General features: G+C 54.9%; 5 protein-coding genes. 2 read left to right on the top strand and 3 right to left on the bottom strand.

Going from position 1 to position 6504, the window contains the following annotated elements; translation table 11 throughout:
- Positions 1-741 precede the first annotated feature (741 nt).
- Together J8I34_RS32840 and J8I34_RS32835 are read left to right on the top strand one after the other, a co-directional pair.
- On the top strand, positions 742-1851 hold the full coding sequence (locus J8I34_RS32840; protein WP_209778121.1) for an ABC transporter substrate-binding protein: 1110 nt from the start codon (positions 742-744) through the stop codon (positions 1849-1851).
- The gene (locus J8I34_RS32835) at positions 1851-3677 is read left to right on the top strand and encodes a sensor histidine kinase (protein ID WP_209778118.1); all 1827 of its coding nucleotides are present in this window, start codon (positions 1851-1853) and stop codon (positions 3675-3677) included. Before J8I34_RS32840 ends, J8I34_RS32835 begins: the two co-directional genes overlap by 1 nt.
- 40 nt (positions 3678-3717) lie before the next feature.
- Here the strand turns inward: J8I34_RS32835 and J8I34_RS32830 are convergent, their stop codons facing one another.
- From J8I34_RS32830 to J8I34_RS32820, 3 genes are all read right to left on the bottom strand, one after another.
- Positions 3718-4350: a response regulator gene (locus tag J8I34_RS32830; protein ID WP_012354626.1), complete on the bottom strand. Its 633-nt coding sequence runs from the start codon at positions 4348-4350 to the stop codon at positions 3718-3720.
- A gap of 219 nt (positions 4351-4569) precedes the next feature.
- Positions 4570-5769 carry an IS110 family RNA-guided transposase gene (locus J8I34_RS32825; protein WP_209778115.1) on the bottom strand — a complete coding sequence of 400 codons (1200 nt, stop codon included), beginning with the start codon at positions 5767-5769 and terminating at the stop codon, positions 4570-4572.
- Between the two features lie 332 nt (positions 5770-6101).
- On the bottom strand, positions 6102-6504 hold a 403-nt coding region (locus J8I34_RS32820), incomplete at its 5' end, for a hypothetical protein (RefSeq protein WP_209808361.1).

Raw genomic sequence — 6504 nt, 5'->3', positions numbered from 1 at the left:
GTAAGGAGTCCTCAGATTAACGATTCAGCAAGTCGTCGCGCTGACGTCCACTGCCGGTATTTCAGCAGCCTGTTAGTCTGGAGCAAATACGACAGTTTTGTCGCATGATGCAGAGTCCAGGAGTGAACGTTAGCCGGTTGCTGCCGTCAAAATTGTATGGTCAAGCCCTGCGAAGCGGTCTTCACCAAGCAGACTTATATGGTGCTGCCGAGCACTTCTCACGCATTCTGAGGAGTTCGGACATCTGGTTGCAATTACCGAGGAGCAGTTGCACTTTTTCCTCTTAAGCCGCCCGTGCACCTAGCTGCCAAGAGCGTCCGTCTCTCAAGGCCCCCGACTTTGGGGGCGGGCCGCCATGCGTTACGCATGGGGTTTTCTCCGCCTTACGATCGTTCGCCTGGTCTTAGAATGCATGCTGCGGTAGACGAACCCTTTGTGAAAGTGCAGGATATGGCACGTGGAATTTAGGCCTGGAAAGCGAAGGGTCGAAGATCCAGCATAATTCTCAAGCTGGAATTATCATCAACATGTAGTGCGCCTCTTAGGGCTTGACCTAGTGAAGCTGTCGCCCTACTCGTATGATTTTTTTGGCTGCTGCCAACACCATCGCTACTATTCTTACGTGCGCTCTCTATAGAAATGAAATCCGGCGGGTAATACAATCTACCGGCCGCTTCAGAGCACGTTTCGAGCTGCCGCCCCAATAGCGCTTAGATGGTTTGATAGAACTAAATTTCGAAAATGAATCGCAGAGAGATGCTCCGCGCCGGAGCGTATGCCGGGCTGGTAAAGATGACACATTCGACACATGCATTCGAACGGCGGCCCCACGTTGTGTTTCTCAACCCAGGCGAATCCGCTGAACGTGGCACCGGTCAACATTGGCAATTGGTGTCCAGTTTTATGGGCATGGCCGCAATGACGTTTAATATGCAACTGGAGGTGCTGTACGCAGAGCGAGATCATTTACTCATGCAGCGCCAGGCGGAGGAAGTTGCCCGACGTAGTTTTCCCCCAGACTACGTAATCATTGTCAACGAGAAGATGGCCGCACAACAAATGCTTAAGGTGTTGGCTCACTCACCGTCAAAAATATTGATTATTCACAACGATCTGACGTCCGAACAGCGCCAGTACGTCGGCAATGAACGGGAGAAAATTTCGAACTGGATCGGCACATTAACGGCGAACGCCGAGTTGGGCGGATTTCGCCTGATGGAGTTTTTATATCAACGACTCGGTCGACGAGAGGTTAATGTTATTGGAATCACCGGGGATCCTAATACACCAGTCTCGCTGGAAAGGGCTGCGGGGGTCGCCGCCTTCTTGAATCAAACGGCAAATGGGCGCATCTGCCAGTTGGTTTTTAGTGACTGGAGTCGAGCCGATAGCCACCAAAAGGCTCGCGTACTGCTGGCACGGTACCCCGAAGCCAATGTCATGTGGGCCGCCAATGACACTATGGCACTGGGTGCGCTTGATGCCGTCAAGCTGAACAACGCCCATGTTCTGGTAGGCGGCATGGGAGCTTTGAAAGAAGCGCTTGAAAGCGTGATTGATGGCGGCCTTGCGGGCATCGTAGCAGGCGATTATTTTGTCGGTGCTTGGGCAATGGTACTGCTATACGATTATCACTGGGGCAAGGATTTTGCAAAACATGGGGGGCCGCGTCTGAAACTCGACTATCTTGGCATTATCGAGCGCACGAACGCCAGACGTTTTGCCGATGTCGTTTTTAGACGAATCGAAGCCTTTGACGTTAGACCCTATTCAAAGCATTTGAATCAACGGGAAGGCTCCTATGATTTCGATCTTAAGCATCTTTTAAAAACTACGACCAGAAGCCTCTGATGCGTGTGCGTGCCAAATTTTCGCTGAGATCCCTAAATCTTCATACCAAGTTGATGCTTTCGCTTGTCGTGCTTGTCGCGACTGTCGCCGGAACTTCAGCTTCGATGTTAGTAGAACACGAGCGCAACAGCCGACTTCTCGCACTCGGAGACCGGGCCACAAGAATTGCTGACCTTTTCAGCCAATCGCTTGCTCTGCCTTTATGGAACGTTGATCTGCGCGCAATCGAAAACCAACTCGCCGCGCTTGCACCCAATCCTGAAGTTGCCGAATTTACGGTTACCGCGGCAGGCTACGGAACGGTAGCTACTGTAAAAGGTTCCCGTCACTTAAACGAAGGCGGAAGCGTGGTACGTATACGAGCAATTGAATATGATCCGCCCGGAAACGCACCGAAAGAGAAAATCGGGGAAATTCGAGTCGTACTAACCAAGGCTGTCGCTCAGGAGGCAATCAACCGCGCCCGGCAGGCCATCTTTGCGATTATGGCAGCGCTGCTAGCAGTGCTTTACGCTGCTAGCTTCCTCCTCCTGAAGCGCATGGTCCGCAGCCCCGTCAATCGCCTCGAAAAGATGGTCGATAGGATTGCCGGTGGAGACCTTGATGCGAGATGCGAGGTGAAATCTGACGACGAGCTCGGGCGTCTCGCCGTGCGAATCAATTTCATGGCCGATCAGCTTCGGACATCGACACTGCTTCTTCAAGAAAGCGAGAGAAAGTACCGTAGCATCGTAGAGAATGCTGTCGAGGGTATATTTCTCCTCGATCAAGCTGGAAATCTTGCCGAAGCCAATCCCGCGATGGCTCAACTGCTTGGCTATGACAACGCGTGCGATTTGACCGTGTCTGCAGAAAGCGATGGTCGACCAAAAAGCCCCTTTTCTCTCAGCCTAACTGCAACTTTGTTCAAGACCTTGAACGCCGATGGCGAAATTCGCGGCCTCGAACTTCGGTTGAGTCGACTTGATGGAACACCTATATGGGTCCAATTGAATGCACGCGGCCTAATGGGAAACGATGGCAGCCTTCGTTATCTCGAAGGATTGCTCACCGATGTGACCGCCCGCAAGCATGCCTTAGAAGATTTGCAATTGCAGCGCGATAGGCTGGAGTTAGAGGTGAGTGAGCGGAAATGGACCGAACTCGAATTGCTAGCATCCCGGGAGCGTCTCCAACAATTGCATGCGCATCAGGAAGCGATTCGGGAGGAGGAAAGGAAGTGCATAGCCATGGAAATCCACGATGAACTAGGGCAGCTTTTAACAGCCCTCAAAATGGACCTCTCCTTATTAAGCATGCAATTGCCGACGGGATCTGCCGTGATTCAGAAGGCTGAAGAGATGCGCGAATTGATTGAACAGACCATTCGCATTGTGCGAAATGTGGTGAGTCACCTGCGACCCACGGCATTGAACTATGGTCTCGCGTCCGCATTGGAATGGCTCGCTGCAGACTTTAGCCGCCACACCAAGATTCCGTGTCGATTCCAATCCACTCACCCTGAACCAAATCTTCCCGACCCTCGTGCGACGGCAATTTTTCGTATCGTTCAAGAATCACTTACCAATGTAGCCCGCCACGCCAAAGCTTCCCAAGTCGATGTCACACTTGCCAATACAGAGGCCGGTATCGAAGTGACCATCAGGGACAACGGGCAGGGATTCAACGTTGTTTCTGCGCGCGCCGGATATTCATATGGATTACACGGTATGGCGGAACGCGCTCGCCTAATTCGCGCGCAGCTAGAAGTTCACAGCAAGCCAGATCGTGGTACCCTAATAAGACTGCGACTTCTGGAAACCTTTGAAAAACCTCAATCCCATTAATCGAGAATCCGAGATGATTCGCCAGAAAGTCTTAGAGACCTCATTCCTGCGTGAATCCATGTCGAATTGCATAGCGAATAAGTTCGGCATTGTTCTGAAGACCCAGCTTTTGCATCAGCCGCATCTTGTGGGTGCTGATCGTCTTGGCGCTTAGCGATAGTGACTCGGCGATCTCGTTGACGGTTTGCCCTGTGGCAAGCCGCTGCAACACTTGGAATTCCCGATCAGACAGCACTTCATGTGCTGGCGCGTCAGTGCCCCTCTGGTGAAACACCATGGCGTCAACCAACGCCGGATCGATGAACTTGCCCCCTGCGGCAAGCTTGCGTATTGCCCCAAGGAGGATCTCCGGGTCACTATCCTTTGTCACATATCCGGATGCTCCGGCACGTAAGGCCCTTGACGCGACTTGTGCTTCGTTATGCATGCTGAGAACCAGGATGACGAGACTCGGCCATTCGAGACGAACCCTCCGAATCAAGTCGATGCCACTGATACCGGGCATAGTCATGTCCAAGAGGAGAAGGTTGAACTCTCCGGTGCGTAATTGCTCCAACGCAGCGGCGCCGTCCGCGGCCTCGCCTGAGACGACGATATCTGTCGTTGTCGCCACAATTTGCTTTAGACCACTGCGGACGATAGCGTGGTCTTCAGCAATAAGAACTCGAATCATGCTTGACAGGGATTGGGGGCTATAAATTGACGCGCCCGCAACAGCACTGCGATCACTGTCGATACTTGGTCTTTCAAAACCCTATTATCAACACCGACATCCGTTGCTAGGTGCGGAAGGAACATAGTACGCCATATCCCTGGTGTTCGGATATGGGATACATCGATAGAGGCCATCCCCTCGCCACGCGGGGGGTGCCCCTATGTGTTTCGTCAAGCATTAAGGGGCGGATTTCGGCTGGTAGAAGGTGCCGTCGCGCAGCATGGCGAACAGCACATCACAGCGTCTTCTGGCCAGGGCGATGAGCGCCTGATTGTGGCGCTTTCCTTGCTGGACCTTGCGAGCGTAGTAGTTCCTTGAGACCGGATCTCGCAAGGCGGCAAAGGCTGAGAGGAACAGCGCTCTCTTGAGTACCTTGTTGCCCCGCCTGGATGGATGTTCGCCGCGGATGGACGAACCTGAGCGACGAGTGACCGGCGCGAGACCGGCGTAAGCGGCAAGGTGCGCGGCCGAAGCGAAGGCTTTGTGCGCGACCTCAGTCAGGAGCCTGGCAGCGGTCCTGACGCCGACTCCCGGCATGCTGGTCAGGACCGGCCAAAGAGGGTGTGCATGTACCAACCGTTCGACTTCGCTGGCGACCTCATCGCGTTGTTTGCGTAAGGCAGCGAGCTGCTGGGCCAGGCGCGGCATGACGATGGTGGCTGCTTGCGTGCCGGGTACGACGACAGCCTGTTCACCGAGCGCCTGAACGATTTCGGACGCAAGGCTTTTGCCCATACGCGGGGCGAGCTTGGTCAGACGATTGGCGAGCGTCTTCTCGCTGGTTGCTGCAAGCTCGGCGGGCGACGGGTAGCGCTCAAGTAGATCGAGCACGGCCGGATGGTCCAGGCGAGGCCCCAGAACCGGTTCCAAGGCGGGGTGGATCTGGGTGAGCAGGCCGCGGATTCGGTTACTGGTTTGGGTGATTTGGGCAGCCAAATCGTCATCAAAGCCGCACAGCATGGTGAGTTCGGCGAGTGGCTCGTCAGCGAGTCGCAGCGAGCGCAGCGTATGCGGCATTGATCGCGCGGCCTCGGCGATGATCGCGGCATCTCGGGCATCGGTTTTGGCTTCACCCGCGTGCAGATCGGCGATGCGGCGCATGGCCAGACCCGGCAGATAGGCGACCAGGACGCCTTCATCGCGGGCGACCGCAACCGGTAGCGCGCCAATGGTGGCGGGTTGATCAACGACGAACAAGAGTTGGCCGTGTGCCTTGAGGTCGGTGATGAGGGCGCGCAGTTTGGCCTCATCGTTGGGTAGCGCTTTGTTGTACAGGCGCTTCCCGGTCCGATCGAATGCTACAGCGTGATGCTGGCCTTTGCCTACATCAACGCCGACGAAGACATCGACGGAGTCGTGTTGTTGGTTTTCTTGCATCGAAGTTTATGCAGATTAAGCGGGTTGGCCTGCAACAACGGTGGCAAGTCTCGGCATCCACGTTACGGACGGCCTTAAGAACACCTTGGCCGAGCCCCTATTAGCGATCACCAGCCACCCACCAGACCCGGTGACAACACCCCCCGGATCATGGACGACTGGGGGCGGGAATCATGCCGGGCCTGGCTGGCCAAAGCCCCCATTGTCGGGGCATGAAGATAGTAACGGGGGCGGGGGTAAACTCTAGCGGCGCGTATTCGTGCCCTACGTTCGGGCGCCGTCTTGTATAAAGCGCCGATGGAAGCTTTGATCACCAGTAGGTGCGCGCAAGTCTAACGGCAGCTTCGCTGTACTCCCGGGGCGAAAGGAGCTTCCCGTCTACATGACCAGCGCGGCTCTTTCCGCAGGGACGTCGTCTTTGCATGCACAGCAAGTAACTTAAAAATTTGGTTATGCTTCGCAAGCGACGAAACGGAATGTGAAGAAATGGCGCGCGCATGGAGCACTTTGGCGGTCGTACACCGCCGGTATGACGATCCGATATACCAATGCGTTGCCAGTCTCTTCGTGCTTTCAGCGAGCGGCAGACCGCTCGGGTTAAGCAATAGCCATGCCAACAGCAGATTACAGCAGCCCATTATGAGTCCTCGCCCTTTGACATAGTGTTCCAGCAGCGCTTCGTAGCGCGTTGTGAAGTCGTCCTGCTCCTGCAGGTTCTTGAACGCCGCCGACAGG

Source organism: Cupriavidus phytohabitans (genome assembly GCF_017815025.1).
Lineage (GTDB): Bacteria > Pseudomonadota > Gammaproteobacteria > Burkholderiales > Burkholderiaceae > Cupriavidus.
This window is presented reverse-complemented; position numbering and strand designations above follow the sequence as displayed.

What these genes read in the sequence shown, in the direction of transcription:
- J8I34_RS32840 (WP_209778121.1), top strand. Translation starts at nt 742, where the DNA reads ATGAATCGCAGAGAGATGCTCCGCGCCGGAGCGTATGCCGGGCTGGTA.
- J8I34_RS32835 (WP_209778118.1), top strand. Translation starts at nt 1,851, where the DNA reads ATGCGTGTGCGTGCCAAATTTTCGCTGAGATCCCTAAATCTTCATACC.
- J8I34_RS32825 (WP_209778115.1), bottom strand. Translation starts at nt 5,769, where the DNA reads ATGCAAGAAAACCAACAACACGACTCCGTCGATGTCTTCGTCGGCGTT.
- J8I34_RS32830 (WP_012354626.1), bottom strand. Translation starts at nt 4,350, where the DNA reads ATGATTCGAGTTCTTATTGCTGAAGACCACGCTATCGTCCGCAGTGGT.